This window comes from Modestobacter sp. VKM Ac-2984 (assembly GCF_026967985.1).
Lineage (GTDB): Bacteria > Actinomycetota > Actinomycetes > Mycobacteriales > Geodermatophilaceae > Modestobacter.
This window is the reverse complement of the sequence record NZ_JAPVBJ010000001.1, coordinates 334,929-360,211: the sequence shown is the minus strand read 5'-3', so window position 1 is coordinate 360,211 and position 25,283 is coordinate 334,929. Positions and strand designations below refer to the sequence as shown.

Here is a 25,283-nt window from a genome sequence, read left to right as displayed (position 1 = left end):
CGGAACCGGCTGACCGGCCTGACCACCAGACGGGTGACGGCCCGCCTCCACGAGGAGGCGGGCCGTTCTCCGTGCGAGGTCAGACGCGGTCGACCAGCCGCAGCACCGCCTCCGCCACCACGTCCGGGCGGTCGGCCGGGACGAAGTGACTGGCGTCCTCGACCCAGGTGAGCCGGGCACCGGGCAGGTCGTCGGCCAGCCGCTGGCCGTGCTCGGGCTTCAGCTGGTGGTCCTGCCGGCCCCACACGACCTCGGCCGGGACGGTGAGGCGCGACAGGAACGGGGCCACCGTCTGGGTGTACACGGAGTCCAGGGAGCGCAGGTGTCGGCTCAGCAGACGGGGCCCGTCCGGCCGCTCCCAGGGCTCGACGAACCGGTCCAGGAAGGGCGTCGCACGCTCCTGGTGGGCGAACAGCGTGCGCAGCGCGGGCCGCAACGCCGTCCCCAGGGCTGCGGGGGGCAGCTGCCGGATCAGCGGCCAGCCGGCCTTCATCGCCCGGACCAGCGGCACCGGCCACGCGTCGTAGCAGACGCCGTCGACGACGCCCAGGCCGGCGACCCGTGTGCTCGCCGTCGTGGCGAGGATCTGCGCCACGCCGCCGCCCAGGTCGTGTCCCACCACGATCACCCGGTCCAGGTCCAGGGCGTCGAGCAGCCCGAGCAACCGGGCGGCCTGGGCCGCGAGGTCCACCGGCTGGCCGTCGGGTGCGGGGGAGTCGCCGTAGCCGGCCATGTCCACGGCCAGCACCCGGGCCCGCTGCGCCACGGCCGGGACGACGTCCCACCAGAGCCGGTGGTTGGTCGGTATCCCGTGGACGAGCAGGACGGTGGGTCCGTCCTCCCCGGCCGTCCAGACGTTCATCGCGTCGTCGTCCACGGGGACGAGCTGGGTCTCTCCGATCGGCAGGTCCATGCCCACCTCAGTGCCCGTCAGGACCCGGTCGATGCGCGGTCGGACCAGTTCCGGCGCGCGGCTACAGCTGTGGCCTGGACCAGCCGATGAGACCGGTACAGGCCACGAGGAGTGAACGTGAAGAAGAGACGGTCGGAAGCCGACCAGAAGGTCGCCGAGCTGCTCCGGACCGCGAAGGAGTCGCTGCAGCTCTCCGTGGCCTTCCTCAGCCGGCTGGACGGCACGACCCAGCACCTGGAGGTCGTCGAGTCCTCGGTGCCCTTCCTGTTCCAGGAGGGCAACCAGCAGCGCCAGGAGGAGACCTTCTGCCAGGCCATCCTGGACGGCGAGCTGCCGGCGGTGATCCCCGATGTCCGGCAGCACCCGGTGGCGATGGCGTTGCCGGCCGCCCGGATGCCGAGGATCCGCAGCTTCGTCTCCGTGCCCGTCGTGCTGAGCGACGGCGAGCTCTACGGCACGTTCTGCGCGGCCGGCCTCACCACGGACAAGGGGCTCACCAAGCGGGACCAGTCGCTGATGACCGTGCTCGCCTCGGCGGCGGCGGTGCTCATCGAGCCCTCGGTGCGCGAGCGGGAGCGGCGGAGCGAGCTGCTGGGCCGACTGGAGCCGGTGGTCTCCGGCGGGGGACCGGTCGTCCTCCTGCAGCCGATCGTCGACCTGGCCACCGGGCTGCGGGTCGGGTCCGAGGCGCTCAGCCGGTTCCCGGCAGCGTGGGGGAAGGCGCCGGACGTGTGCTTCGAGGAGGCGCACAGCGTGGGGCTGGGTCACGAGCTGGAGCTGCTGGCGCTGCGCCGGGCGGCGGACCACCTGGGCGTCGTCGAGGGGTACGTCGCGATGAACGTCTCCCCGGCGACGCTGGTGCAGCCGGAGTTCGCGGCGCTGATGGAGACCCTGCCGCTGGACCGGGTGCTGCTCGAGCTGTCCGAGCACGACCAGGTGGCGGACTACGCCGCCCTGGCCGCCGTGCTCGGCCCGTTCCGTGCCCGTGGGATGCGGCTGGCCATCGACGACGTCGGCGCCGGGTTCTCCTCGTTGCGGCACATCGTCATCACCGCACCGGACGTGATCAAGCTGGACCGCAGCATCGTCTCCGGCGTCGACACCGACCCGGTGCTCACCCGGCTGGTCGCCTCCCTCGTCGAGTTCGGGCACGGCTGCGGGGCGGGCGTCGTGGCCGAGGGCATCGAGACCGCCCCCGAGGCGGCGGTGCTCCGTGGCCTCGGGGTGGACCTCGGTCAGGGCTGGCACTTCGGCCGCCCCGAGGACCCCGGTGCCGCGGTCGCCGCACCGACGGTGCAGGTGCCACGCGCCCGGACCTCTGCGGAGGACCCGACGGTGCCCGCGACGGCCGGGTGAGCGGAGCGAGGTGACCCCACGAACAGCGCAGCCCCCGCCGGGGAACCGGTCGGGGGCTGCGCTGTCCTACAGGTCAGGGCCGGTGACGGCCCCGTCGATCAGATGTCGTAGTACATCGCGAACTCGTGCGGGTGCGGGCGGAGCCGGATCGGGTCGATCTCGTTCTCCCGCTTGTACTCGATCCAGGTCTCGATCAGGTCGGAGGTGAACACGCCACCGTCGAGCAGGTAGTCGTGGTCGACCTCGAGCCGGTCGAGCACCGCGTCCAGCGACGCCGGCACCTTCTCGATGCCGAGGGCCTCCTCGGGCGGCAGCTCGTAGAGGTCCTTGTCGATCGGTGCCGGGGGCTCGATCTTGTTCTTGACGCCGTCGAGGCCGGCCATCAGCATCGCCGAGAAGGCGAGGTAGGGGTTGGCCGACGGGTCGGGCACCCGGAACTCGATGCGCTTGGCCTTCGGGCTGTCGCCGGAGATCGGGATGCGCGTGCACGCCGACCGGTTGCGCGCGGAGTAGACCAGGTTGATCGGCGCCTCGTAGCCGGGCACCAGCCGGTGGTAGCTGTTGACCGTCGGGTTGGTGAAGGCCAGCAGCGACGGGGCGTGGGCCAGCAGGCCACCGATGTAGTGCCGCGCCATGTCGGACAGCCCGGCGTAGCCGGTCTCGGCGTGGAAGAGCGGCTCGCCGTCCTTCCAGAGGCTCTGGTGGCAGTGCATGCCCGAGCCGTTGTCGCCGAACAGCGGCTTCGGCATGAAGGTGGCCGACTTGCCGGCTGCCCAGGCGGTGTTCTTCACGATGTACTTGAAGAGCATCAGGCTGTCGGCCGAGCGCAGCAGGGTGTCGAACTTGTAGTTGATCTCCGCCTGGCCGCCGGTGCCGACCTCGTGGTGACCACGCTCGAGCTCGAGCCCGGCGTTGGCCAGGTTCACCATCATCGTCGAGCGCAGGTCGCTCTGGTGGTCGTAGGGCTCGACGGGGAAGTAGCCGCCCTTGGGCCGGGTCTTGTACCCCAGGTTGGGGCCGCCGTTCTCGCCGGTGAGCGAGCCGGTGTTCCAGGAGCCCTCGACCGCGTCGATGTGGTAGTAGCCCTCGTTGATCGAGGTGTTGTGCCGCACCGAGTCGAAGACGTAGAACTCGGCCTCGGGGCCGAAGTACGCGGTGTCGGCGATGCCGCTGGCCGCCAGGTAGGCCTCGGCCTTCTTCGCCACGTTGCGCGGGTCGCGGCTGTAGGCCTCGCGCGTGATCGGGTCGTGGATGAAGAAGTTGATGTTCAGCGTCTTGTGGATGCGGAACGGGTCGAGGTAGGCGCTGCTCGCGTCGGGCAGCAGCAGCATGTCGGACTCGTTGATCGCCTGGAACCCGCGGATGGACGAGCCGTCGAAGCCCAGGCCGTCGGCGAAGGTGTCAGGCCCGAAGGTCTCCGCGGGGATGGTGAAGTGCTGCATGACGCCAGGCAGGTCGCAGAACCGGACGTCGACGAACTTCACGTCGTTGTCGCGGATGTAAGCGGTGACCTCTTCGGGACTGTTGAACATCGATCCTCCGGGAGTGGACGGAAAGCCACCCGCAAGTTACGAGTGCGGGGTTGCTCCGGGGTGTCTCTTGTGTTTCGTCGCGGTAACACCGCCCCTGGCGTGTCGCGTCGGTCTCCTGCCGTCACCCGCTGCGAGCGTGCGAGTGGCGAGAGGCAGGAGGTCCTTTCACTACGCTGGGGGAGTGGCCGGCGACGACGCTCAACCCTCTCAGGAGCGCCCCCGGGGCGCCGCACTGGGGCTGCCCGGCACCGGCCCCGGCTCGCTGGCGTCCTTCGGGCAGCGGGTCGTCGCCTTCGCCGTCGACGCGCTGGCCGCGGCGCTGATCGCCGGACTGTTCACCGCACCGCAGCTGCCCCGCAACTGGAGCCTGCTGGCCTTCGCGTTGATCACCGTGGTCTTCCTCGTGCTGGCCGGCCAGACGCCGGGCATGCGTCTGCTCGGTCTGCGGCTGGCCCACCCGGAGGCGGAGCGGCGACTCCCGCTCTGGCGGGCGGTGGTGCGCACCGGGCTGCTCATCCTGCTGGTCCCGGCGCTGGTCGTCGACGTCGACGGCCGCGGCCTGCACGACCGGTGGACCGGGACCGCGGTCATCCGCGACTGACCCCGCTCGCCCCCCCGGACACGCAGAACGCCCCCGAGCCGACCGGCTCGGGGGCGTTCTGCGGTGCGTGGGGAGCGGCTCAGCGGCGGCGGACCTGCCGCTGGCTGACCGACATCTGCCGGCCGCCGGGGAGCGGCCCACCCGGCACCGGCGGGCGCGGGCCACCCAGTGCCGACATCCGCTTGCCCAGGGCGTTGACCTCGCCGCCGTCCAGGTTGCGCGGCAGCTTCATCACGTGGGCGCTGAGCTTCTTCAGCGGCACCTGGCCCTCGCCGTCGCCGACCGTCACGTCGTAGATCGGGGTGTCGCCGACGACCTTGGCGATCCGGCGCTTCTCGGCGGCGATCAGGCTGCGGACCCGCTGCGGGTCGCCCTCACCCACGAGCACGATGCCCGGCCGGCCGAGCACGCGGTGGACGGAGTCCAGCTCCCGGTTGCCGGCGACGCCAGAGCTGACCCGCCAGTCCCCGCGCATGCCCTCCAGCACCCAGGACGCGGCACCCGGCCGGCCCTCGACCTGCCGGTAGGCCGACCCCTGCGCCCGGCGGCCGAAGACGATCATCGCCCCGAGCAGGCCGAGCAGGATCGCGAACGGGAGGAACAGGAACGGCGAGCTGAGCAGGATGCCGGCCAGTTCGACCACGCCGGCCACCGCCACGAAGACGATGAGCATGATCCAGGGCAGCTTCGGGTCGTTCTTGTACGTCATCGAGTAGGCCTGCCGGATCATCCCGGCCTGGCTCTTCAACTTGGCCAGCCGCGAGGCCTTCGGCTGCCCGTCCTTGCCCAGCTTGGGCTTCTTGCCCCGCCGGCCCTTGCCCGTCGCGGCAGGTGCGCCGACCGCGGTCGAGCCCTTGGTGCCGCGCCCGGGCGGCGCGCCGGCCGGGCCGCGGCCTGCGGCGCCGGCGGGGGCGGAGGTGTCGGTGGACCTGCTGCGTGCCATGCGGCCCAGGATAGTCCGAGGACCGGTCACCTCCCGCCACGCGCGGGCTCGCGGCGGGGCCCCTGTCGCGGGTCGAGCGACGAACTCAGCGGGTGACGGTGAGCCCGCGGGCCTCGGCGGCCTGCTGGTACAGCCGGCCGGCGCGGTAGGAGCTGCGCACCAGCGGGCCGGCCAGGACGCCGGGGAAGCCGATCCGCTCGGCCTCGGCGGCGAAGCCGACGAACTCGTCGGGCTTGACCCACCGGACCACCGGGTGGTGCCGGACGCTGGGCCGCAGGTACTGCGTGATGGTGAGCAGGTCGCAGCCGGCGTCGTGCAGCGCCTGCATGGTCTCCACGACCTCGTGCGGCTCCTCGCCCATGCCCAGGATCAGGTTGGACTTGGTGACCAGCCCGGCCTCGCGGGCCGCGGTGATCACCGACAGCGAACGCTCGAAACGGAAGCCCGGGCGGATCCGCTTGAAGATGCGCGGCACCGTCTCCACGTTGTGCGCCAGCACCTCCGGCCGGGAGGAGAACACCTCGGCCAGCTGGTCGGGCTCGGCGTTGAAGTCGGGGATGAGCAGCTCGACACCGCAGCCGGGGATCTGCTGGTGGATCTGGCGCACCGTCTCGGCGTACAGCCACGCGCCGCCGTCGGGCAGGTCGTCACGGGCGACGCCGGTGATGGTGGCGTAGCGCAGGCCCATCGTGGCCACGCTCTCGGCGACCCGGCGGGGCTCGTCGGCGTCGAAGTCGGCGGGCTTGCCGGTGTCGATCTGGCAGAAGTCGCAGCGCCGGGTGCACTGGTCGCCGCCGATGAGGAAGGTGGCCTCGCGGTCCTCCCAGCACTCGTAGATGTTGGGACAGCCGGCCTCCTCGCACACCGTGTGCAGGCCCTCGCGCTTCACCAGCGACTTCAGCTCGGTGTACTCCGGGCCGGTCTTGAGCTTGGTCTTGATCCACTCGGGCTTGCGCTCGATCGGCGTCTGGCTGTTGCGGACCTCCAGGCGCAGCAGCTTGCGGCCGGCCGGTTCGATCGGCGAGGACGTCGCCGGGGCCTCCGGCCCTGCAGTCGTGGCTGCCTCCTCCATGCCCAGGCTCATGTCCAGCACGGTACTCCCGTGCCGGCCGCGGCTCCGGGGCCCGGAGACGGCTCGAGGGCCCAGCCGGATCGGCTGGGCCCTCGAGACGGGGTGCTGCGGGAGATCAGTCCTCGCTGGGCATCTTGCCCAGGCTGGACGGGGTGTCGGCCGGGCCCGCCGTCTTCGACGGGGTGTCACCGGCGTCCTTCGTGCCGGTGGCGGAGTCCGGCCGGCTCTGGTTGCTGGGCTCGTCGGAGCCGGACGCCGGCTGGGCGGTCTGCGCGCCCACGTCGCTGTCGGGCGGGGTCGCGTCCCCGACGGCGTTCTCGGCCGTGGAGACGGTCTTGCCCTGGGCCTCGGGGCTCTCGGTTCCGCCTGCGGGAGTGCTGGGAGACGTGGGCACGGGGTCCTCTCGGTAGCTGGGCACGGGACCATCGCCGGTCGGCGCCGGGGTCCAGGAGTCGGTCGACTTCGTCGTCTTGCGCAGCACCACGGCGACCGCAGCCAGGACGGCGAGGACGCCGACCACCCACGGCCAGCGCCGGGGGGTGGGCTCGACCCCGACCCGCCGCTTGACCGACGTGACGGTCTTCGCGGTCCGCTTGCTGGCCTCCTTGCTGGCCCGGCCGGCGGCCTTCTCCAGCTCGGCGCGCCGCTTGGCCGCCTTCTTGGACAGCTTGTCGGCCTTCTTGCCGAGCTTGTCGGCCTTCTTGCCGGCGGCCTTGCGGTTGGTCTCGGCGGCGGCGCGCACCGCCGCGACCCGCAGGGCGGCCTGGGCACGGGCCGCCTCGGCGGCAGCCGTGGCGTCCTGGCGCACCTTGTCGCCCTGCTTCGCGGTGGCCGCACCGAGGGTCGCGGCGCCGGCGGTGAACTCGGCGCTGCGGGCGTCCAGCTGGGCACGTGCCGCCTCGACGCCGCTGGCCAGCCCGGCCCGGGCGTTGTCCAGTGCGGGGCCGGCCGCCCCGCGAGCGGCCTCGATCCGCGGTGCCGCGGCGGCGATCGCCGTCTCCAGGTTGGCCCGGGTCGCCTTGGCAGCGGCCTCGAACGCCGGGCCGCTGGCCTCGCGGGCGGCCTCGAGCCGCGGGACCGCAGAGGCCACCGCCACCTCGAGGTTGGCCCGGGCGGCTCGGGTCGCCGCGTCCAGGCGGGGGACCAGGTCCTTCTCGTAGGCCTTCTGGGCCGCGTCGATGCGCGGCGCGAGCGTCTTCTGTGCCGCCTCCAGCCGCGGGACGAGCACCTCCCTGGCCGCGTCCAGCTGGGGCGCGAGGACAGCCACGGCTGCCCCGACCCGAGGGGCCACGTCCGCGGCGTAGGCGCTCTGGGCGGCCTTGGTCGCGGCTGCCACCTGGGGGGCGAGCTGCTCCGCCGTCGCCCGACGGGCCTCGGTGACCGCCGCTCCGATGTGGGCGAACCCCTCTTGCAACTCGGTCCCGATGACCTCTGTCGAGCTCTTCTTGCGGAACACTCCAGCACCTCCGAGTTGATCGCTTCGGCGATCATCCTGCCCGTTGGCGCCGCCGGGCACACCCCGAACCCCGACGCGGTCCGGTGGGAGACCCGAATCGGGTGGCAGACGGGTGCCGGCCGGCCAGCCGTGGACAGCTCCGCTGACCAGCAGCGGACAGCTCCGCTGACCAGCAGTGGACAGCTCCGCTGACTAGCGTCTTGGGGGTGCAGCTACGGATCTTCACCGAACCCCAGATGGGCGCCACCTACGACGACCTGCTCGCGGTGGCCCGGCGCACCGAGGAGACCGGCTTCGACGCCTTCTTCCGGTCCGACCACTACCTGACCATGGGCGGGGACGGGTTGCCCGGCCCGACCGACGCCTGGGTGACCCTGGCCGGTCTCGCCCGGGAGACCTCCCGGATCCGGCTCGGCACCCTGATGACGGCGGCGACCTTCCGGCTGCCCGGCCCGCTGGCCATCTCGGTGGCCCAGGTCGACCAGATGAGCGGTGGGCGGGTGGAGCTGGGCATCGGCTCGGGCTGGTTCGCCGCCGAGCACCGCGCCTACGGCATCCCGTTCCCCGAGGTGGGGGAGCGGTTCGACCGATACGAGGAGCAGCTCGCCGTCATCAGCGGCCTGTGGGGCACTCCGGTCGGGGAGACCTTCGACTTCTCCGGCGAGCACTACCAGCTGTCCGGCTCCCCGGCGCTGCCCAAGCCGGTGCAGCCCGGCGGCGTCCCGATCCTGGTGGGCGGCAGCGGCAAGAAGCGCACCCCGCGGTTGGCGGCGAGGTACGCGGCCGAGTTCAACGTCCCCTTCGCCTCCGTCGAGGACAACGCCCGGCTGTTCGCCGGCGTCCGGGACGCCTGCGCGGAGGTCGGCCGCGATCCCGGCGAGCTGGTCCGCAGCTCCGCCCTGGTGCTGTGCGTCGGCCGGGACGAGTCCGAGCTGGCCCGCCGCGCCGCCGCCATCGGCCGGGACGTCGAGGACCTCCGGGCCCACGGGGTCGCCGGTACGCCGGCCGAGGCCGTGGACACCCTCGGCCGGTACGCCGAGGCCGGGGCGAGCCGGGTGTACCTGCAGGTGCTGGACCTGTCCGACCTCGACCACCTGGACCTGGTGGCGGCCGAGGTCGCCCCTCAGCTGGGGTGAGCACAGCGCAGCTGAGGTGAGCACAGCGGCGCCCCGCCCGGCCATGCGGGCGGGCGGGGCGCCGGGGCCTCAGCCCAGCTCGGAGGCGAACGGCTCCAGCGCCGCCCGCGAGCCCAGCCAGGTGTTCGCCCGCTGCAGGTCGTCGTCGAAGTCGATCTCCACGGCGGAGAACCGGGAGATGTCCAGCGGCTGGAAGCGCACGCCCGACCGCCGGATCGCCAGCTCCATGCCGCGCTCGAAGTAGTCGGAGGCCTCGCAGGCCGCCAGCTGCTCGATCAGTGCCGGCTTGTCCGCTCCGGAGACGTAGTTGATCCCGACCGCCTCGCCGAGGCCACCGGCCACGGTCTTGGACAGCTCGCGGATGAACCCGTCGCCGTCGAGGGTGTACTTGACCTCCTCGTCGGCGACCGTGGAGGTGTCCACGCAGACGAAGCTCTGGTCCGCCTGCACCAGGGGGGCGGCGTGGTCGAGCACCGCGGGGTCGAACACCACGTCCCCGTTCATCCAGAGCACGCCGCCGGACTGCGAGCTGCGCAGGGCACGCAGCAGGCTCTGCGACGTGTTGGTGACGGCGAAGTCGGGGTTGAACGCGAACAGCAGGTCCGGCTGGGCGCGCATGACCGCCTTGGCCCGGTAGCCCACCACCGCGGTGATCGGGACGGCGTGGCCGAAGACGGCGCGGATGCCGTCCAGCTGCTGCTGCATGATGCTGCGGCCGTCCATCAGCGGCGTCAGCGGCTTGGGCAGCTTGCGGCCCAGCCGGGTGCCCATGCCGGCGGCCAGCACGACCACCTGGGGGGCGAGGGTGACCGGCTCGGCGGCGGGGACGGAGACCAGGGAACGCGACCGCTGATCGCGGCCCCCGGTCAGGATCGGGTCAGCAGTGCGCATGCTCATCTCCTCGGTTCGTCGTTCGTGGGCACGGGGGTGGTGCCCGGCCGGCCGGGGTGGCCGTCCGGGGGGAAGAACAGCTGGAGCACCCGTTCGGTGGCCGAACCGTCCTCCAGGGAGCAGAAGCGCTCCCGGAACCGGTTGTACCGCGCCGAGGGCTCCCATGGGCGCTCGCCGAGCCCGGCGACGGCCGCCAGCACCTGGTCGCTGGTGGTCAGCAGCGGGCCCGGGGCGATCTCGGCGAGGTCGAAGTAGAAGCCCCGCAGGTCGTCGCGGTAGTGCTCCAGGTCGTAGGTGAAGTGGACGATCGGCTTCCCGGTGACGGCGAAGTCGAACATCGTCGAGGAGTAGTCGGTGACCAGGACGTCGGCGGCCAGGTACAGCGCGCTGATGTCGGGGTGCCGGGACACGTCCACGAGCGGCGCCGGGCCGCGGACCACCAGCTGGTCGGACACCATCGCGTGCAGCCGGACCAGCAGTACGTGGTCCGGTCCGAGGCCACGCGCCAGGTCGCCCAGGTCGACGGGGAAGGAGTGCGCCGGTCCGTCGTCGCTGAGCACCAGGTCGTCCCGCCAGGTCGGCGCGTAGAGCACCGCCGTCACGTGCTCGGCGATCCCGAGGGCCTCCCGGACCCGGGTGCGGCGGCGGTCCCGGTCCGGCGCACTGAGCACGTCGTTGCGCGGGTAGCCGGTCTCGTGCACCGGCCCGTCGAAACCGAAGGCGCTGCGCAGGTGCGGTGTGCTCGCCGCGTTGGGGGAGAGCAGGTGGTCCCAGCGGGCGATGTCCCGCATCACCATCTCCAGGCGGCCTTCCGGCGCCCAGACCGCGTCCCGGTGCAGCCGCTTGAGCGGCGTGCCGTGCCAGGTCTGCAGGTAGGTCGTCGTCGGCTGCTTGTCCCACTCCCGGGACAGGCCGTCGTTGGAGACGATGACGTCGGCGGACTCCAGGGCCGCCCGGGCGCCGGGGCCCCAGTGCTCCTCGGTGTGCACCCCGGCCGGGAAGTCGCCCCGCAGCTCGGGGCGGGCCAGCCAGACGGCGTCCATCTCGGTGCCGCGCGCGACGAGGGCCTCGTAGACGGCCCGCGGGTTGTCGTTGTAGCGGCCACCGAAGCTGTTGAAGACGACCTTCACCGTCGTCGGCCCCGGATGGAGGAGGGGGCGATCACCCGGCATCGGGTGCGCCTCGTGGCCCGCTGCGGGCCTGGGCGTTCTGTCATGCACTCACTCCTCTTCCGTCGGTCCGGCTCGACCAGTGCGTGTGCGCGGCGACCGGCCGGCGACGGATGTGACCTCGGCTGGCCGCCAGCGGGGCAGTGCGGTGCGTCCTGCTGCGGTGCGTCCAGGTGCGTCCAGGTGCGGCACTGCACCGGTTCGGGGCGGCGGTGCACCCGGCCTGCACCGGGGCTGGTCCTCCGGTCGCGCTGCCGCGTGCCGAGCGGCGCTGCTGAGTCCCGGTGGACCTCGACGTCCCGGTGCGTGCGGGCAGCGGTCGTCCCGCCGGGGCCGTCCCCGCTGGATCTCCTCGCCCGTCCGCAGTCGAGCCACTGCAGGCTACGGCCTGGAGGACCCCGCCGTCGAGCTGGGGGGCCGTGGCGGCGCGCTAGGATCGGTTCCGTGACCGGCGGACTCCTGCTTCCCCAGCCGTGCTGATCTGACCTGATCCAGACCAGCACGGCGACCCCTCCTGTGTGAGGGGTCTTTTTCTGTCCGCCGCCAGATCCTTCCCGTGGGAGCACCGACGATGAGCCAGACGGCCAGCCAGAACACCGAGCCATCCACCGAGGGGCCCACCGCTGACGGGGTGCCGCCGCACCGGTACACCCCGGCGCTGGCGCAGCAGATCGAGCTCGCCTGGCAGGACCGGTGGGAGGCCGAGGGCACGTACCACACGCCCAACCCGGTCGGCCGACTGAGCGAGGGCTTCGACCGGGTGGCCGACCGGCCCAAGGCCTTCCTGATGGACATGTTCCCGTACCCCTCGGGTGCCGGGCTGCACGTCGGGCACCCGCTGGGCTACCTGGGCACCGACGTCACCAGCCGCTTCCTGCGGATGGACGGCCACAACGTGCTGCACCCGATGGGCTACGACGCCTTCGGCCTGCCGGCCGAGCAGTTCGCCGTGCAGACCGGGCAGCACCCGCGGGTCACCACCGAGGCGAACATCGCCGCGATCAGCGCGCAGCTGCGCCGGCTGGGCGTCGACCACGACACCCGCCGCACCTTCGCCACGATCGACCCGGGCTACTACAAGTGGACCCAGTGGATCTTCCGGCAGATCTTCGAGGCCTGGTTCGACGAGTCCGCCGACGGCGGCCGCGGCAAGGCCCGGCCGATCCCCGAGCTGGTCGCCGAGCTGGACGCCGGCACCCGGCAGCCGGCCGAGGGCACGCTGCCCGAGGGCCGTAGCTGGGCGGAGCTGTCCGACGTGGAACGCCGCCGGGTCGTCGACGCGCACCGGCTGGCCTACCGGCGCGAGGCGCCGGTGAACTGGTGCCCCGGGCTGGGCACGGTGCTGTCCAACGAGGAGGTCACCCCGGACGGCCGGTCCGAGCGGGGCAACTTCCCGGTGTTCCGCCGTCCGCTGACCCAGTGGATGATGCGGATCACCTCCTACGCCGAGCGGCTGCTGACCGACCTGGACCGGCTGGACTGGTCGGACTCGCTGAAGCAGATGCAGCGCAACTGGATCGGCCGCTCGACCGGCGCCCGGGTGCGGTTCCCCGTGTCGGGCGAGACCGTCGAGGTCTTCACCACCCGGCCGGACACCCTGTTCGGCGCCACGTACCTGGTGCTGGCCCCCGAGCACCCGCTGGTCGGCACGCTGACCGCCGACCGGTGGCCCGAGGGCACCGACCCGCGCTGGACCGCCGGCGCGGACACGCCGGCCGAGGCGGTCGCCGCCTACCAGCGGCAGGCTTCCCGACGCTCGGAGCTGGACCGGCAGGCCGAGGGCCGGGAGAAGACCGGTGTCTGGCTGGGCGTCACCGCGCGCAACCCGCTGACGCAGGGCCACCTGCCGGTCTTCATCGCCGACTACGTGCTGACCGGCTACGGCACCGGCGCGATCATGGCGGTGCCGGGTGAGGACGCCCGCGACTGGGACTTCGCGAGTGAGTTCGGGCTGCCCGTCGTCCGCACCGTGCAGCCGCCGGCCGACTTCGACGGCGGCGCGTACACCGGCACCGGGCCGATGATCAACAGCTCGAACGAACAGCTGTCCCTGGACGGGCTGGACAAGGCCGCCGCGATCGCCAAGGTCACCGAGTGGCTGGTCGCCACCGGCGCCGGCGAGGCCACGACCACCTACAAGCTGCGGGACTGGCTGTTCAGCCGGCAGCGCTACTGGGGCGAGCCGTTCCCCGTCGTCTACGCCGTCGACGGCGAGGACGCCGACCTGCCGGTCGCCGTCCCGGAGTCGATGCTGCCGGTGCTGCTGCCCGACGTCGACGACTACTCACCGAAGACCTTCGCCGACGACGACGCCGACTCCCAGCCCGAGCCGCCGCTGTCCCGGGCCACCGAGTGGACGACGGTGGAGCTGGACCTGGGCGACGGTCCGCGGCGCTACCGCCGCGAGACGAACACGATGCCGAACTGGGCCGGTTCCTGCTGGTACTACCTGCGCTACCTGGACCCGGGCAACGACGAGCGCTTCGTCGACCCGGAGCTGGAGGCCTACTGGATGGGCCCGCGGGAGCCCGGCGACGTCGGCGGCGTCGACCTGTACGTCGGCGGCGTCGAGCACGCGGTGCTGCACCTGCTGTACGCCCGGTTCTGGCACAAGGTGCTGTTCGACCTGGGCCACGTGTCCAGCGAGGAGCCGTTCCGCCGGCTGGTCAACCAGGGCTACATCTCCGCCTTCGCCTACACCGACGCCCGCGGCTTCTACGTGCCGGCCGCCGAGGTGGTCGAGGAGGACGGCCAGTTCCTCTACCAGGGCGAGCCGGTCAACCGTGAGTACGGGAAGATCGGTAAGAGCCTGAAGAACATGGTCACCCCCGACGAGATGATCGGGCAGTACGGGGCCGACACGTTCCGGGTCTACGAGATGTCGACCGGGCCGCTGGACCAGTCCCGGCCGTGGGAGACCAAGGCCGTGGTCGGTTCGCAGCGGCTGCTGCAGCGGGTCTGGCGGGTCGTCGTCGACGAGGAGTCCGGCGCGGTGCGCGCCGCCGACGTCGAGCCGGACGACGACACCTCGCGCGCCCTGCACCGCGCGATCGAGGCCGTGCGCGACGGCATGACGACCCTGCGGTTCAACATCGCCATCGCCCGGATCACCGAGCTGACCAACCACCTTACCTCGGCCTGCCCGCCGGGGACGCCGGTGCCCCGCTCGGTCGCCGAGTCGCTGGTGCTGCTGGTCGCGCCGCTGGCCCCGCACCTGGCCGAGGAGCTGTGGGCCCGGCTGGGGCACTCCGGGTCCGTCGCCTGGGCGTCCTTCCCGGTGGCCGACCCGACGTGGCTGGTGGACGAGACGGTGCAGGTCGCCGTCCAGGTCAACGGCAAGGTCCGGGCGCAGGTGGCCGTGCCGGCCGACGCGGACGCCGCGGCGTTGGAGGCGGCGGCCCGGGCGGACGAGCGGATCGCCGGCTACCTCGACGGCGCGACCGTGCGCCGGGTGGTCGCGGTGCCGGGCCGGCTGGTCAACTTCGTCCTGGGCTGATCACCGACCCGCCGTTCCGCGGCCGTGGCCAGCAGTGATCAGGTGACCTGATCGAACGCTGTCCTCCCGCACCAGCGTTGGTGCGGGAGGACAGACAGTGGTGTGGGGAGACCGGCGCGGGGCCGAGGGGCCTCAGGCGGCGGGGGTGATGCGGATCATCGTCTGGCGTTCCCGTCCGCGGTGCGTGACCCGCGCCGCGATGCGGGAGGTGCCGTAGGTGATCCGCCACTGCCAGCCGTAGCGCCGGGCGAGGGCACCCCGCGCACGGGACCACTCGGCTCGGTCGAGGAACTCGGCGACAGCGTCGACGGCCGGGCCCTCGAGCCGACCGCGCATGTCACAAGGGGCGACGGTGACCCGGCTGGTGTGCCGCAGCCGCTTCACCTTGCCGGAGTCCGCCCGCGTCCAGACAACGAGCGCATCGCCGTCGGGGGCTGCCCAGACCGGGGTCGCCACCGGCTCGCCCGTGCGCCGGAACGTGGTGAGGCTGACGTACCGGCTGGTGGGGAGCCGGTTCACGCGACGGGGGTGCGGGTGAGCGCGCGGCGCATCGCGGTCTCGACCGTGTCGATGACCTGGGCGACGGTGACGTCGCGGCCGAGCTCGACGCTCAGCGAGGTCGCCCCGGCGTCGGGGATGCCGCACGGCACCATGTTGGTGAAGGCGGCCATGTCCGGGTCGCAGTTCAGCGCGAACCCGTGCATGGTGACGCCCCGGGCGACCCGGACGCCGATGGCGGCGATCTTCCGGTCGGGCCCGCGTTCGTCGGCCCGGACCCACACTCCGCTGCGCCCCTCGACCTGCTCGGTGGCCAGACCGAAGGAGCCGCAGACCTCCATCAGGGCCCGCTCCAGCCGGCGTACGTGTGCCACCACGTCGACCGGGTCGGGCAGCGCGACGATCGGGTAGCCGACCAGCTGGCCGGGACCGTGCCAGGTGATCTTGCCGCCGCGGTCGACGTCGATCACCGGGGTGCCGTCGAAGGGCCGCTCGTGCGGTTCGGTCCGCTTGCCCGCGGTGTAGACCGGCGGGTGCTCCAGCAGCAGCATCGTGTCCGGGCCTGTGCCGGCGACGCGCTGCTCGTGCAGTTCACGCTGCTGCGCCCAGGCCTGCTCGTAGGGGACCAGACCTGCTCGAACGACCACCAGCTCACTCATGCCGCCGAGCGTATGCCGTGCACCGCGGCGCGTGTGCCCGACCGCCCACCCGTGCTCAGCCGGCCCCCGGGTCGGCGGTGGTCGGGGCAGTGGTCGTCGGGAGCGGGGCGCCGAGGTGCCGGAGCACGGCCCGCGCGGTGCGGGCCCCGCTGGCCATCGCACCCTGGATGGACGGGGTGTCGCGGTGGTCTCCGCAGACGAACAGCCCACCGCCCAGGTCGACCGGGCGCCGGTGCTGCAGCGGGGGAGTCGCCGCCGGCTGCGCCCCGGTCACCGTGACGGTGGTGAGGTGCTCCAGGTCGGTGGCGGCGACACCGTGCAGGCGTGCCACCTCCTCGCGGACGTCGGGCTCCCGGGTCGGCGCCAGGGTCGAGCTGGCGACCAGCGCCCGACCGTCGGGGCTGTACGCCGGCTGCGCGTCCGAGACCACTGCGCTGTTCACCAGCTGACCACGGGGCTGCCCGAGCACGATCAGCGGCGCCGACCAGGGCGACTCCGGCAGCACGTGCAGGTGCGTGGTCACCTGCCGGGGCGCCGACGCCTCGACCCCGGGGAGCAGGACCGCAGCGGTGTCGGGGTCGGTCGCCACCACGACGACGTCGGCGGTCGTGGTGCCGCCGTCGGTGCGCACCGAGGCACCCTCGACGCCGGTCACGCGGACGCCGAGGTGCACCCGGTCGGCGGGGAGCCGGCCGGCGAGCTGCTCGCCGATCGCCTGCATCCCACCGGCGGGGAGGCCGACCCGGCCCCGGACGAAGCTGCGCCAGACCAGGTCCAGGTAGCGGCTCGAGGTCTCCAGGCGGTCCTCCAACAGGACGCCGGCCAGGAAGGGACGCAGGAACACCTCGAGGGCGCGCTCACCGACACCGGCGGCACGGAGGGCCTCGTCGGCGCTGCGTTCCCGGGCCGCCAGCAACCGGGACACCGGTGCGTATCCGGCCCGGGCGGAGAAGGCGGCGAGCGCGGCCGCCCGGACCGGCCCGCCCAGGGGTGCCCGCAGGGTGTCCACGACGGTGGCCGGGTGCTGGCGGGGGTCGACCACCCGGTGGGCGCGTCCGTCGACCCGGACCACCGCGCCCGTCCAGAACCAGCCCAGGTCTAGCGCCGGCAGGTCGAGGTCGGCGGCCCGTGGGTAGCCGGTGTTGAACACCTGGAAGCCGCGGTCGACCAGGAAGCCGTCGACCCGGGAGGTCGACAGCCGACCGCCCGGGTGCTGGGCGGCGTCGACCAGGTGGACGTCGCGGCCAGCCGCGGCCAGCCGGGTGGCCGCACTCAGCCCGGCCAGCCCCGCACCGACCACGACGACCTCGGCACGGTATGGCAGCGACATGGCCCGAACCTAAGCGGTCCCGGGGCGGCCCGCCCTGCCCCGCGGCGGATCTGTGGACTGCATCGGGGCCTGTGGACGGGCTCAGCGGGAGACCGCCCGTCGGCCCTACGGTCCCGGCATGCCTGCGCAGCCCTCCCTGTCGGCGGCTCCCGTCGTGCCCGGCTACGTGCTCGAAGAGCTCCTGGGCCGGGGTGGCTCGGGGCAGGTGTGGCGGGCCCGACCGCGGTCGGGCGGCCCGCCGGTGGCGGTCAAGGTGCTGGTGCGGGGCGACCCGGAACGGCAGGAGCGCGAGGCGGGACTGCTCGGCGAGCTCGACCACCCGCACCTGGTGCGGCTGCACCACGTCGTCCGTCGGGAGGTGCGCGGCGAACCTGCTCAGGTGGCGCTGGTGCTCGACCTGCTCGCCGGCGGCAGCCTGGCCGCCCTGCTGTCCCGGCGGGGGCGGTTGCGCCCGGGAGAGGTGGTCACCACGGTGGCCCCGGTGGCGGCCGCGCTGGCCCACGCCCACGAGCGGGGGGTCGTGCACGGTGACCTGTCGCCCGGCAACGTCGTGTTCACGGCCGAGGGCCGCCCGGTGCTCACCGACCTGGGCACCGCCCGGCTGGTCGGGGACACCGCACGGGCCGAGGTCACCCCGGCGTACGTCGACCCGGTGGTGGCCCGCGGCGGTGCACCCGGCCCGGCGTCGGACGTCTTCGGCGTCGCCGCGGCGGCCTTCCACGCGCTCACCGGGGTCGCCCCCTGGAACGCCGCGGACCCGGCGGGCACGCTCGCCGTCGCGGCCGGCGGCGAGATCCCCGACCTGACGCTCCTGGCCCCCGAGGCACCCGAGGAGCTGGTGCGCGTGGTCCTCCGCGGGCTGTCGGCCGAGCCGCATCTGCGGGGTTCCGCCGCTGCGTTCGCCCTCGACCTCCGCCACTCCTGCCGGCCGGAGCCCGTCCGCCTCCCGGTGGCCGGCGTCCCCGATGGCGAACTCGGGGCCACCGGCCGGGGCCCACGGACGGAGCTGACCCACCAGGTCCCGGGCCGCCGACCCCGTGCCGCACATGCGGTGCCGGTCCCGGACGGCCGGTGGGCGCAGCTGCGGGGGCGGCTCGGTGACCGGGTCGTCGCCGCCCGAGGGGGCGGTGACGTGGAGTTGGGACCGCTGGTCATGGGCGCGGTGCGACGCGCGGCGACGGCCGGCCTGGTGCTCGTCGCCGTCGCGGCCGCGCTGGCCGGCGTGACCTGGCTCGGAGCGGGCTGGGGTGGGTCGAGCGCCGACCCGGTACCGGCCGCAGGCCGAGCCACGGCGAGCACCGTCCTCTCCGCGTCCCCGACACCGACCGCCCCGGACGAGCTCGCGGGTGACGGCTCGGCGTCACCGGCCGACCGGTCAGCAGCTCCGGTCGAGGACGGCGAGTGGGCCGCGGTGCTCACCGACCTCTACGTCCGGCGCAGCACGGCCTTCGTCGAGGCCGACCCGACGGTGCTGGCGGAGGTGCACGCGTCCGGCAGCGCGCTGCTGGCCCGCGACACCGACCAGGTCCAGCAGCTGGTCGGGGCCGGTCAGCGGCTGGACGGCTTCGCGCCCCGGCTGGTCCGCCTGATCGAGGTGACGGCCCAGGGGCCCGCCCGGGTCGAGGTGCAGCTGGTGGACGCGTTGCCGGCCTACCGGGTCGTGCGAGCCGGTGGGGCCGAGCCCACGGTGGTCGCCGAGGTCCCTGCTCGGGGTGAGGCGCCGGTCCGGCTGGTCCTGGAGCGCACGGCGGACGGCTGGCGGATCGCCGACGCCCGGCTGGGCGGGTGAGGGGTCAGCGCGCGGCGACGGCAGCGCGGAGCGCCGCCTGGAGGTCCTCGTGGGTGAACCGGAACCCGGCGGACCGCAGGACCTCCGGCACGGCCCGCTGGCCGGCCAGGACGCCCACGTCGGCGAACTCCCCGAGGGTCAACCGCAGGGCGAAGCCCGGGACGGTCAAGACCGCCGGCCGGTGCACGACCTCGGCGAGCGCCGCGGTGAACTCCGCGTTGGTGGCCGGGCTGGGGGCGGTGAGGTTGACCGGACCGGACACCGGCGCGGTGAGCAGGAACCGGATCGCGTCGACCTCGTCCTGCAGGCTGATCCAGGGCATGTACTGCCGGCCCGAGGCCAGCTTGCCGCCCAGGCCGAGGCGGAACAGCGGGAGCAGCCGCCCGAGCAACCCGCCGGGGCCGAGGACGAGCCCGGTGCGCAGCGTCGCCACGCGGACCCCGGCGGCGGCCGCAGGGGCAGTCGTCCCTTCCCAGGTGACGCAGACCTGGGCCAGGAAGTCGTCGCCGGCCGGTGCGGTCTCGTCGACCACCCGCTCGCCGGTGTCGCCGTACCAGCCGACCGCAGACGCCGACAACAGCACCCGCTCGCGGTCGGGGTCGGCGGCGACCGCATCGACGAGTGCCTGGGTCACCGTGGCCGTGCTGTGGACCCGGCTGGCCAGCACCTGCTTCTTGTGCTTGTCCGTCCAGCGCCGGTCACCGACCCCGACCCCGGCGAGGTTGACCACCGCGTCCACATCGGTCAGCAGCCCCTCGGGGATGCCGTGGTGCGCCGGTTCCCAGCGGTGCTCGTCGGCGGTGCGCGGGGTGCGCCGCACCAGGCGCAGCACCTCGTGCCCGTCGGCCACCAGCGCGGGGACGAGCGCGGATCCGATCAGCCCGGAGGACCCGGTGACCGCCACCTTCATCGAGTGCTCCTTCGGATCAGTGCACGGGCCTGCGTCAGGCGGACGACGAAGGGCCCCGGCCGAAGCCGGGGCCCTTCATCGGTGGATCAGGAGATGCCCAAGTCGCCCTGGAACTGCCCGCCCTCGAGCCGCTCCTTCACGGTGGTGAGGAAGCGGGCGGCGTCGGCACCGTCGACGATCCGGTGGTCGTAGCTCAACGCCAGGTACACCATCGAGCGGACCGCGATCACCTCGCCGAGCTCCGGGTCCTGGACGACCACGGGGCGCTTCACCACCGAACCGACGCCCAGGATGGCGACCTGGGGCTGGTTGATGATCGGGGTGTCGAACAGCGCGCCCCGGCTGCCGGTGTTGGTCAGCGTGAACGTGCCGCCACCGAGCTCGTCCGGAGTGATCTTGTTGGTGCGGGTCCGCTCGGCCAGGTCGGCGATCTTCCGGGCGATGCCGGGCACGTTGAGGTCGCCCGCACCGCGGATGACCGGCACCAGCAGGCCACGCTCGGTGTCCACGGCGACGCCCAGGTTCTCGGCGTCGTGGTAGGTGACCGTCCCGGCCTCGAGGTCGACCGAGGAGTTGACCACGGGGTGGGCCTTGAGGGCCTCGATCGCTGCCTTGGCGAAGAACGGCAGGAACGACAGCTTCACACCCTCGCGGGCGGCGAAGTCGTTCTTCACCTGGTTGCGCAGGTTGGCGATCCGGGTGACGTCCGCCTCGACGACGGTGGTGAGCTGCGCGCTGATCTGCAGCGACTCGACCATCCGCTTGGCGATGACGGTGCGCAGCCGGGAGAGCTTCTCCGTGTTGCCCCGCAGGGAGGAGTCCGGGGTCGCGGCCGGCGAGGGGGTGCGCGCACCACCGGAGGAGGCGGCAGCCGGCGCGGCGGCCGGCTCCTTCTTGGACTCCTCGGCGGCGGCGAGCACGTCCTGCTTGCGGATCCGGCCACCGACACCGGTGCCGGTCACCGACCCGAGGTCGACGCCGTGCTCCGCGGCCAGTCGACGCACCAGCGGGGTGACGTAGGCGCCGCCACCGTCGGGCGCCGGTGCTGCAGCGGGCCGGGAGGCCGGGGCGACGGCCTCGGCGGGCGACGGCTGGTCGGTGGGCGACTCGGTCGGCATGCTGCCGCTGGAGCCGTAGTCCGCGCCGGGCTGGCCGGTGTCGGTGTTGGCCTCGACCGGGGTCGGCTGGGTCGCCTCGGGGGCCGCCTTCTGCTTCGGCTCCTCCTTCGGGGCCGGCTCTCGCTCCGCGGCGGGCTCGGCCTTCGGTGCGGACTCGGCCTTCGCGGAGCCGCCACCGGAGCCACCGATGACGGCCAGCTCGGCGCCGACCTCCACCGTCTCGTCCTCGGCCACGACGATCTTGGTGAGCACGCCCGCCACAGGGGAGGGGATCTCGGTGTCGACCTTGTCGGTGGAGACCTCGAGGAGGGGCTCGTCGACCTCGACCTGGTCACCCTCCTGCTTCAGCCAGCGGGTGACGGTGCCCTCGGTGACGCTCTCGCCCAGCGCCGGCATGGTCACCGAGGTGCCCTCACCGCCGCCGGAACCGCCCGAGTCGCCGTCCTGCTCAGCGGCCGCGGGGGCGGCCTGCTCGGCCGGGGCCTGCTCGTCCTGGGCCGGCTCCTCGGCGGCGGCCGTGTCCTCGGCCGGTGCCTCCTGGGCGGGGGCGTCCTCTGCCGGTGCGCCGGCGTCGCCGCCGTCCTCGCCACCGATCACGGCCAGCTCGGCGCCCACCTCCACCGTCTCGTCCTCGGCCACGACGATCTTGGTGAGCACACCGGCGGCAGGGGAGGGGATCTCGGTGTCGACCTTGTCGGTGGAGACCTCGAGGAGGGGCTCGTCGACCTCGACCTGGTCACCCTCCTGCTTCAGCCAGCGGGTGACCGTGCCCTCGGTGACGCTCTCGCCCAGGGCGGGCATGGTGACGGACGTCGGCATCGAAGGCAGGTCTCCTCAGGTCGTGGGGTCGTGCTCAGCGGGTGGTGCTGTACGGGCGGTGGCGCTGTTCAGGCGGTGGCGCTGTTCAGGCGGTGGTGCTGAGCAGGTGGTGTGTCAGTCGTGCGCGTGCAGCGGCTTGCCGGCCAGGACCAGCGCCGCCTCGCCGAGGGCCTCGCTCAGCGTCGGGTGCGGGTGGATCAGCTGGGCGACTTCCTCCGGCAGGGCCTCCCAGTTGTAGACCAACTGGGCCTCGGCGATCATGTCGCCGACCCGGCTGCCGACCATGTGGACGCCGACCACCGGACCGTTGCCGGCGACGCGGATCAGCTTGACCGCACCGGCCGTCTTCAGGATCGCGGCCCGGCCGTTGCCGGCCAGGTCGTAGGTGGCGACCTCGATCTCGCCGTGCTTCTCCTTGGCCTGGGCCTCGGTCAGGCCGACGGAGGCGACCTCGGGCTCGGAGTAGGTGACCCGCGGGACGCCCGCGTAGTCGATCGGCACGACCGGCAGCCCGGCGAGGCGCTCGGCCACGAGGATGCCCTCGCCGAAGCCGACGTGCGCCAGCTGCAGGGTCGGGATCAGGTCACCGACGGCGGAGATGGTCGGCACGTTCGTCTGGCAGTACTCGTCGACGAGGACGTAGCCGCGGTCCATGGCGACGCCGGCCTCCTCGTAGCCCAGGCCCTGGCTGACCGGGCCGCGGCCGACGGCGACGAGCACCAGCTCGGCCTCGTACTCCTTGCCGTTCTCCAGGGCGACCTTCACGCCGTCGGCGGTGGTCTGCACGCTGGCCACCCGGCTGCCCAGGGAGAAGTCGATCTTGCGGCGGCGGAACGCGCGCTCCAGCAGCTTGGAGGACGACTCGTCCTCCAGCGGCACCAGGTGGGGCAGGCCCTCGACGATGGTCACGTCGACGCCGAAGGACTTCCAGGCGCTGGCGAACTCGCAGCCGATGACCCCGCCGCCGAGGACGATCGCCGACGCCGGCACCCGGTCGAGCTTCAGCGCGTGGTCGCTGGTGATGACCTTGGTGCCGTCGATCTCGATGCCCGGCAGCGAGCGGGCGTAGGAGCCGGTGGCGAGCAGGACGTGGCGGCCCTCATAGGTCGCGTCGCCGACCTGGACCGCGGTGGGGGAGACGAGCTTGCCCTCGCCCTCCACGTAGGTGATGCCGCGGCTCTTGATCAGACCCTGCAGGCCCTTGTGGTTCTTGCTGATGACGCCGTCCTTGTAGGCGTTCACCCCGTCCATGTCGATGCCCGAGAGGGTCGACTTGACGCCGAACTGCTCGCCCTCGCGGGCGTTGTCGGCGACCTCGGCGGTGTGCAGCAGGGCCTTGGTGGGGATGCAGCCGCGGTGCAGGCAGGTGCCGCCGACCTTGTCGCGCTCGATCAGGACGACGGACATGCCCAGCTCGGCGGCGCGCAGTGCGGCGGCGTAGCCACCCGAGCCACCACCGAGGATGACCAGGTCAGCGGGGGTGGTCGGTGCGCTCACGGCTGCTCCTCAGTGCTGGGTGGCCCGGAGGTGCTCCGGGCACGGCGATCCTGCGCGTGCCCATCCTGCCACTCCCGGGAACGACGCGTTGAGGTGCTCCGTTGCACTCCGCGAGTGCGTCGCGGAGCAACCCGCGACCGGCGAGGACTGGAGCAGTGCGATGGGGCTGATCGACCGGCTGCGTGGCCGCCGCGGGAGCAGCGGGGCCGCCGGGAAGGGCCGTGGCCGGCGGGGCACGCTCGACCGCGCCTCGGGGTCGGCGGACCTCAGCCACCTGGAGCAGTTCGTCGCCACCCGGCGGGGTGTCGAGGGGTACGTCGAACCCCGCACGGCGGTGACCGAGACGACGATCCTGTTGGTCGCCGCCGACGGGGAGTGGACACGTCGGCGGATCGACGGTCCGGAGACCGCCCGCAAGCTCTCCCGGGACCTCACCGTCCCGGTCTACGACGCGCAGATCACCGGCTACCCGCAGCGGATGCGCGACTGGAGCGCCCGCCAGAAGGCGGACGACAAGCTGTAGCGGATGGCCCCCCACCCCGTCCGGGGCAGGGGGCCGTCAGTTCACCGGCCCGCGATCAGGCCCTCGATCGTGGCGAGCAGGGTGCGGACCGGGACACCGGTGCCGCCCTTCGGCGTGTAGCCCCAGGGCGCCCCGGTGTTGTAGGCCGGGCCGGCCACGTCGATGTGCGCCCAGGGCAGGCCGGCGGGGACGAACTCGGACAGGAAGTGCCCGCCCACGAGCATCCCCCCCATCCGGTCGGCGTTCGCGTTGACCATGTCCGCGATCGGGGAGTCCAGACCGCGACGCAGCTCCGGCGGCAGCGGCATCGCCCACATCGGCTCCCCGCTGCGCCGGCTGGCCGCGACGACGGCGTCCCGCAGGTCGTCGCTGCCCATCACGCCGGCGGTGCGGGTGCCCAGGGCGACCAGCTGTGCGCCGGTCAGCGTCGAGGTCTCCAGCAGGTGGGCGGGGGAGTCCTCGACGGCCCGGCAGATGGCGTCGGCGAGCACGACCCGGCCCTCGGCGTCGGTGTTCGTGATCTCCGCCTTCTTGCCGTTGCGGAACGTCACCACGTCGGCCGGGCGGTAGGCGGTGCCGCTGGGCATGTTCTCGGCGATCGGCACGGTGGCGGTCACGTCGACCGGGAGGCCGAGCTCGGCGACCAGGCAGATGGTGGCGATCACGGCCGCGGCACCGGCCATGTCGCTCTTCATGTCCTCCATCTTCGCGGCGGGCTTGATCGAGATGCCGCCGGAGTCGAACGTGATGCCCTTGCCGACCAGCGCGACGCTCGTCTTGGCCTTCTTGCCCTTGTACTCCAGACGCAGCAGCCGCGGCCCGCGGCTCGAGCCGCCGCCGACGGCGAGGATGCCGCCGTACCCGCCAGCGGCCAGGGCCTTCTCGTCGAGCACCTCGACCGACAGCCCCGCCTTCTTGCCGGCCGCGGCACCGCGGGCGGCCAGCTCGGCCGGGTACAGGTCGTTCGGCGGGGCGTTGACCAGGTCGCGGACGAGGGCAACGGCGTCGGCGACCGCCCGCACCCGGGCCAGCGGCGCCTTGGCGGCGCCGGCGTCGGGGACGACGAGCTCCACCGAGGACGGCGGGGCGGGGCGGTCCGCCGGGAGGTCGGACTTGTAGGCGGTGAACTCGTAGGCCCCGAGCAGCGACCCCTCGCCGACGGCGTGCAGCCGCTCGGCGTCCGGTGCGCCGCCCACGGCGGCGAGCAGGCTGACCAGTGAACTGCGGCCGGTCAGCGCGCGGCTGGCGGCGCCTGCGGCCCGGCGGACCGCCTCGGCCGAGTACGAGCCGTCGGCCTGCGGGGCGCCCAGCCCGGCCACGGCCACGACCGGGAAGGGACCCTGGCCGAAGGTGGGCAGCTTGGTGACCTCGTCCTCGGCTCCCCGGGCACCGAGATCGGCCAGCGCGGCGAGGAGCCGGCCACCGAGCAGCCGGTCGACCGCGTCGGCCCCCGGCGTGGACACCAGGCCGGCGGGTCCCTTGCCGACCCCGACGACGACGGCGTCGGCGGTCAGCTTCTCGAGCGGGCGGTCGGTGGCGGAGATGGTAGGCGGCACCCGACGATCGTAAGGAGGT

The 25,283-nt window shown here is 73.4% G+C and carries 20 protein-coding genes; 6 read left to right on the top strand and 14 right to left on the bottom strand.

All coding sequences use genetic code 11. The annotated features are described in order from the left end of the window. Positions 1-79: 79 nt before the first annotated feature. Complete coding sequence (locus tag O2W16_RS01720; protein ID WP_269157070.1) at positions 80-913, bottom strand: alpha/beta fold hydrolase; 834 nt, start codon at positions 911-913, stop codon at positions 80-82. 117 nt (positions 914-1,030) lie between these two features. Between O2W16_RS01720 and O2W16_RS01715 the strand changes: the two genes are divergently transcribed. Continuing rightward, positions 1,031-2,269 carry an EAL domain-containing protein gene (locus O2W16_RS01715; protein WP_269157069.1) on the top strand — a complete coding sequence of 413 codons (1,239 nt, stop codon included), beginning with the start codon at positions 1,031-1,033 and terminating at the stop codon, positions 2,267-2,269. 98 nt (positions 2,270-2,367) lie between these two features. Here the strand turns inward: O2W16_RS01715 and glnA are convergent, their stop codons facing one another. Further along, complete coding sequence (gene glnA / locus O2W16_RS01710) at positions 2,368-3,801, bottom strand: type I glutamate--ammonia ligase (protein WP_269157068.1); 1,434 nt, start codon at positions 3,799-3,801, stop codon at positions 2,368-2,370. Positions 3,802-3,982: 181 nt separating this feature from the next. On the opposite strand from glnA, the gene O2W16_RS01705 reads away from it, so the two are divergent. Beyond that, the gene (locus O2W16_RS01705) at positions 3,983-4,402 is read left to right on the top strand and encodes an RDD family protein (RefSeq protein ID WP_269157067.1); all 420 of its coding nucleotides are present in this window, start codon (positions 3,983-3,985) and stop codon (positions 4,400-4,402) included. A gap of 79 nt (positions 4,403-4,481) precedes the next feature. On the opposite strand, the gene O2W16_RS01700 is transcribed toward O2W16_RS01705, so the two are convergent. The 3 genes from O2W16_RS01700 to O2W16_RS01690 form a co-directional block, all read right to left on the bottom strand. Beyond that, the gene (locus O2W16_RS01700; protein ID WP_269157066.1) at positions 4,482-5,345 is read right to left on the bottom strand and encodes a DUF4191 domain-containing protein; all 864 of its coding nucleotides are present in this window, start codon (positions 5,343-5,345) and stop codon (positions 4,482-4,484) included. A gap of 85 nt (positions 5,346-5,430) precedes the next feature. Further along, complete coding sequence (gene lipA / locus O2W16_RS01695; protein ID WP_269157065.1) at positions 5,431-6,429, bottom strand: lipoyl synthase; 999 nt, start codon at positions 6,427-6,429, stop codon at positions 5,431-5,433. Between the two features lie 103 nt (positions 6,430-6,532). Beyond that, entirely contained in the window at positions 6,533-7,873 is a 1,341-nt protein-coding gene (locus O2W16_RS01690) for a hypothetical protein (protein WP_269157064.1), read from the bottom strand. 206 nt (positions 7,874-8,079) lie between these two features. On the opposite strand from O2W16_RS01690, the gene O2W16_RS01685 reads away from it, so the two are divergent. Next, on the top strand, positions 8,080-9,009 hold the full coding sequence (locus O2W16_RS01685) for an LLM class F420-dependent oxidoreductase (protein ID WP_269157063.1): 930 nt from the start codon (positions 8,080-8,082) through the stop codon (positions 9,007-9,009). 69 nt (positions 9,010-9,078) lie between these two features. Here O2W16_RS01685 and O2W16_RS01680 read toward each other — a convergent pair whose 3' ends face one another. Continuing rightward, positions 9,079-9,900 (bottom strand): phosphocholine cytidylyltransferase family protein, encoded by an 822-nt coding sequence (locus O2W16_RS01680; protein WP_269157062.1) that lies wholly within the window; start codon positions 9,898-9,900, stop codon positions 9,079-9,081. A gap of 2 nt (positions 9,901-9,902) precedes the next feature. Further along, positions 9,903-11,030, bottom strand: coding sequence for a CDP-glycerol glycerophosphotransferase family protein (locus O2W16_RS01675; RefSeq protein ID WP_269157061.1), 1,128 nt, complete (start codon positions 11,028-11,030; stop codon positions 9,903-9,905). A 610-nt stretch (positions 11,031-11,640) separates the two neighbouring features. Between O2W16_RS01675 and leuS the strand changes: the two genes are divergently transcribed. Next, positions 11,641-14,565: a leucine--tRNA ligase gene (gene leuS / locus O2W16_RS01670; RefSeq protein ID WP_269157060.1), complete on the top strand. Its 2,925-nt coding sequence runs from the start codon at positions 11,641-11,643 to the stop codon at positions 14,563-14,565. Between the two features lie 132 nt (positions 14,566-14,697). On the opposite strand, the gene O2W16_RS01665 is transcribed toward leuS, so the two are convergent. Genes O2W16_RS01665 through O2W16_RS01655 form a run of 3 tightly spaced genes read right to left on the bottom strand, consistent with a single transcriptional unit; the run spans position 14,698 to position 17,052 of the window. Further along, on the bottom strand, positions 14,698-15,084 hold the full coding sequence (locus tag O2W16_RS01665) for a PPOX class F420-dependent oxidoreductase (protein ID WP_269157059.1): 387 nt from the start codon (positions 15,082-15,084) through the stop codon (positions 14,698-14,700). After that, positions 15,081-15,722, bottom strand: coding sequence for a lipoyl(octanoyl) transferase LipB (lipB, locus tag O2W16_RS01660; protein WP_269157058.1), 642 nt, complete (start codon positions 15,720-15,722; stop codon positions 15,081-15,083). Before lipB ends, O2W16_RS01665 begins: the two co-directional genes overlap by 4 nt. A 55-nt stretch (positions 15,723-15,777) precedes the next feature. After that, positions 15,778-17,052, bottom strand: coding sequence for an NAD(P)/FAD-dependent oxidoreductase (locus tag O2W16_RS01655; RefSeq protein WP_269157057.1), 1,275 nt, complete (start codon positions 17,050-17,052; stop codon positions 15,778-15,780). 118 nt (positions 17,053-17,170) lie between these two features. Between O2W16_RS01655 and O2W16_RS01650 the strand changes: the two genes are divergently transcribed. After that, complete coding sequence (locus tag O2W16_RS01650) at positions 17,171-18,841, top strand: serine/threonine-protein kinase (protein ID WP_269157056.1); 1,671 nt, start codon at positions 17,171-17,173, stop codon at positions 18,839-18,841. 4 nt (positions 18,842-18,845) lie between these two features. On the opposite strand, the gene O2W16_RS01645 is transcribed toward O2W16_RS01650, so the two are convergent. The 3 genes from O2W16_RS01645 to lpdA all read right to left on the bottom strand — a co-directional run bounded on the left by O2W16_RS01645 (position 18,846) and on the right by lpdA (position 23,185). Then, positions 18,846-19,751 carry a TIGR01777 family oxidoreductase gene (locus tag O2W16_RS01645; protein ID WP_269157055.1) on the bottom strand — a complete coding sequence of 302 codons (906 nt, stop codon included), beginning with the start codon at positions 19,749-19,751 and terminating at the stop codon, positions 18,846-18,848. 86 nt (positions 19,752-19,837) lie between these two features. Beyond that, positions 19,838-21,688 (bottom strand): 2-oxoglutarate dehydrogenase, E2 component, dihydrolipoamide succinyltransferase, encoded by a 1,851-nt coding sequence (gene sucB / locus O2W16_RS01640; protein WP_269157054.1) that lies wholly within the window; start codon positions 21,686-21,688, stop codon positions 19,838-19,840. Positions 21,689-21,802: 114 nt separating this feature from the next. Next, positions 21,803-23,185: a dihydrolipoyl dehydrogenase gene (lpdA, locus tag O2W16_RS01635; protein ID WP_269157053.1), complete on the bottom strand. Its 1,383-nt coding sequence runs from the start codon at positions 23,183-23,185 to the stop codon at positions 21,803-21,805. Positions 23,186-23,345: 160 nt separating this feature from the next. Here lpdA and O2W16_RS01630 point away from each other — a divergent pair, with 160 nt between their 5' ends. Next, positions 23,346-23,708 (top strand): oxidoreductase, encoded by a 363-nt coding sequence (locus O2W16_RS01630; RefSeq protein ID WP_269157052.1) that lies wholly within the window; start codon positions 23,346-23,348, stop codon positions 23,706-23,708. A gap of 41 nt (positions 23,709-23,749) precedes the next feature. On the opposite strand, the gene O2W16_RS01625 is transcribed toward O2W16_RS01630, so the two are convergent. Beyond that, positions 23,750-25,264: a leucyl aminopeptidase gene (locus O2W16_RS01625; protein ID WP_269157051.1), complete on the bottom strand. Its 1,515-nt coding sequence runs from the start codon at positions 25,262-25,264 to the stop codon at positions 23,750-23,752. Positions 25,265-25,283 lie beyond the last annotated feature (19 nt).